The sequence below is a fragment of the Bacillus sp. JJ1503 genome (assembly GCF_036965125.1).
Taxonomy (GTDB): domain Bacteria; phylum Bacillota; class Bacilli; order Bacillales; family Cytobacillaceae; genus Cytobacillus.
In genome coordinates this window covers 1-2,725 of record NZ_JBALOZ010000462.1, presented here as the reverse complement: position 1 = coordinate 2,725, position 2,725 = coordinate 1, and the positions used below count along the sequence as shown (strand labels likewise).

2 protein-coding genes and 1 pseudogene (1 of these 3 cut by a window edge) are annotated in these 2,725 nt (G+C 38.4%); 2 read left to right on the top strand and 1 reads right to left on the bottom strand.

Translation table 11 applies throughout. The features are described 5' to 3' along the window. Together ftsA and ftsZ are read left to right on the top strand one after the other, a co-directional pair. A pseudogene (gene ftsA / locus V7149_RS25175) lies at positions 1 to 154 on the top strand (cell division protein FtsA); it begins 1,105 nt to the left of the window's first position. Positions 155 to 314: 160 nt separating this feature from the next. Further along, complete coding sequence (gene ftsZ / locus V7149_RS25165) at positions 315 to 1,454, top strand: cell division protein FtsZ (protein WP_335348298.1); 1,140 nt, start codon at positions 315 to 317, stop codon at positions 1,452 to 1,454. 67 nt (positions 1,455 to 1,521) lie between these two features. Here the strand turns inward: ftsZ and hmpA are convergent, their stop codons facing one another. Next, positions 1,522 to 2,724 carry an NO-inducible flavohemoprotein gene (hmpA, locus tag V7149_RS25160; protein ID WP_335348297.1) on the bottom strand — a complete coding sequence of 401 codons (1,203 nt, stop codon included), beginning with the start codon at positions 2,722 to 2,724 and terminating at the stop codon, positions 1,522 to 1,524. Between the last annotated feature and the right edge of the window lies 1 nt (position 2,725).

Sequence of the window (2,725 nt, the reverse complement as noted above, 5' to 3'; positions counted from 1 at the left end):
CAGAAAAATGGCAATGGGCGGAGCACCCGTCCATGCACCAGAAGTAAAAGAAAAGCGTGTTCCAAAACAACCGCAACCAAAAAAGCCGGAAAAACAACCGGAAGAAAAAATTACATCAAGAGTGAAGAAGTTCCTCGGATACTTTTTCGAATAGTGGCTAAAAAGGCAAAAATGCTATTTATCAATTTTAATATAATTTAATAAATCAATGAATTATTTACTTAGTATAAATGGCGTCTATACACTTTGCCTTTTAAAAAATTATTCGTAAAAATGGTGTTCTATGGGATATCGTCGAATTAGGAGGATTTGTCATGTTGGAATTTGATACTAATTTAGATTCATTGGCAACTATTAAAGTCATCGGCGTTGGCGGCGGTGGTAACAACGCGGTTAACCGAATGATTGAACATGGTGTACAAGGTGTAGAATTTATTGCAGTTAACACGGATGCTCAGGCACTAAATTTATCTAAAGCAGAAGTGAAAATGCAAATTGGCGGAAAGCTCACCCGTGGACTTGGTGCAGGTGCTAACCCTGAGGTCGGTAAGAAGGCTGCTGAAGAGAGTAAAGAGCAAATTGAAGAAGCTCTTAAAGGAGCAGATATGGTTTTTGTAACTGCCGGTATGGGTGGAGGGACAGGAACAGGTGCTGCGCCTGTAATCGCTCAAATTGCACGAGATCTTGGGGCATTAACTGTTGGAGTTGTCACACGTCCGTTTACCTTTGAAGGACGAAAGCGTTCTACACAAGCTGCGGGCGGTATTGCTTCTATGAAGGAAGCTGTTGACACATTGATTGTCATACCTAATGATCGTTTATTAGAAATCGTAGATAAAAGTACGCCAATGCTTGAAGCTTTCCGTGAGGCTGATAATGTGCTCCGTCAAGGTGTACAAGGTATCTCTGACTTAATTGCAGTGCCTGGACTAATTAACCTAGATTTCGCGGATGTTAAAACAATTATGTCCAGCAAAGGATCAGCATTAATGGGAATTGGTGTTGCTGCTGGAGAGAACCGTGCTGCTGAGGCTGCGAAGAAAGCCATCTCCTCTCCGTTATTAGAAACATCTATTGATGGCGCTCAAGGTGTACTAATGAATATTACTGGCGGAACGAATTTAAGTCTTTATGAGGTACAAGAAGCAGCAGATATTGTTGCAACTGCATCTGATCAGGATGTTAATATGATTTTTGGCTCGGTTATTAATGAAAACCTAAATGATGAGATTGTCGTTACAGTAATTGCTACTGGCTTTAATGAAGAAATTCCCCAGCCAAAACCGTCTTCTAGGCCAACTTTTGGACAACCAAAACCTGCAATAAATCAAGTTAAACGTGAACCAAAAAGAGAAGAAGTTTCTCATGAACCCGTAAGAAATAATTATACTCAACAAACTGATGATGCATTAGACATCCCTACATTTTTAAGAAATAGAAATCGTAGAAGATAATTGTATGTCAATGAATAAAGGCATGACCTCTGTTAAAGAGAGTCATGCCTTTTTATTGTTTATTAACTTAAACAGTTTGAGACTCTTTTAATTCCATGGCCGGTCCGAAGAATTCATAGCGGATATTTTCCTTTTTGATGCCTGCTTTCATTAATGCTTCATACATAGCTTGCATAAAGCCGACGGGACCGCACATATAAACAATAGCATCTTTGTTATTGATTACTTTATTTAACCAATCAGAAGTAATATAGCCTTCTTTACTATAGAGCCCATTTTCTTTGTCAAGAGCAGTTGGTTTTTCATAGCAGTAATAGCTTCTTACTAATTCACTTTTCTCGGTTATTTGCTTGACTTCATTGACAAACGCATGAACATTTCCATTAATAGCTGCATGGATAAAGGTAGTTTCTTGTTGTTTATCAGCTAGTTGATGGAGCATGCAAAGCATCGGTGTGATGCCTACCCCACCGCTAAGCAGAACGGTTGGCCGAATTGTTTGTTCCTCTAATACAAAATCACCAGCAGGCGCACTGATTTCAATGATGTCGCCAACCTTGGCATTATTGTGCAAATAAGTTGAAACGATTCCAGCAGGTTTATTTCCAATTGGATCCTCTCTCTTAACTGATATGCGATAGAACGATTTATCTTGTGATTGAGATAGGCTATATTGACGAATATGTGTGTATTGTTCGTTAGGTATATTATTTAATTTAATACTAATGTATTGTCCGGGAATAAATTCAGCGATAGGCTCTCCATCGACTGGTGTAAAGTAAAAGGAGGTAATAACATCACTTTCCTTTACGATTTTTTCAATTTTAAATTCTCTGAAAAGCTCCCAGCCCCCTTGCTGTTTGCCCGCCTTATCATACATATCCTTTTCTACATTAATAAATGCATCGGCAATAACTCCATAGGCTTTTTCCCATGCACTAATGATTTCATCTGTAGCAGCCTCACCTAATACTGCTTTTATGGCTAATAGCAAATGTTTTCCTACTATTGGATATTGCTCTGGCAATATTCCTAAAGATCTGTGCTTATGGGCTATTTGTTTTACTACAGGGACAATCGCTTCTAATTGATCGATATATTTCGCAGCGGCATAGACAGTATTTGCAAGCGCTTTTTGCTGTCTGCCTTGCTTTTGATTAGCGTGATTAAAAACATTTAATAATTCTGGATGATTGCCGAACATTAATTCATAGAATTTTTTTGTGATTTCTTCTCCATGCTGTTCAAGAACTGGAACTGTACTCTTAATA

Coding starts and splice junctions, on each gene's coding strand:
- ftsZ (WP_335348298.1), top strand. CDS start 315: ATGTTGGAATTTGATACTAATTTAGATTCATTGGCAACTATTAAAGTC.